This is a genomic window from Variovorax sp. P5_A3 (genome assembly GCF_056400665.1).
Map to the genome: position 1 here is coordinate 1 of NZ_JBFUKW010000084.1, position 355 is coordinate 355.

At 62.7% G+C, this 355-nt stretch carries 1 protein-coding gene; it reads right to left on the reverse strand.

Going from position 1 to position 355, the window contains the following annotated elements:
* Nucleotides 1-76: 76 nt before the first annotated feature.
* The coding region (locus AC1D3B_RS36270) for an electron transfer flavoprotein subunit beta/FixA family protein (protein ID WP_478195484.1) at nucleotides 77-355 on the reverse strand (279 nt) is incomplete at its 5' end.

Genomic DNA, 355 nt, shown 5'->3' on the forward strand with positions numbered 1-355 from the left:
CCTGCGGTCACGGTGTTCAGGGTCGCCGGCTTGAGCGTGGCGTGGTCGTGTTCGGCAATAACAAGTACGGTCATGATCAGATCACCTTCGCTTCGTTCTTCAGCTTGTCCACCAGCGTGGCGACATCGGGCACCTTGATGCCGGCGCCGCGCTTCGGGGGCTCGGAGACCTTCAGGGTCTTCAGGCGCGGCTTGACGTCCACGCCGAGGTCCTCGGGYTTCACGGTGTCGAGCTGCTTCTTCTTGGCCTTCATGATGTTGGGCAAGGTCACGTAGCGCGGCTCGTTCAGGCGCAGGTCGGTGGTGATGACTGCGGGGAGCGACAGAGAGATGGTTTCCAGGCCGCCGTCGACTTC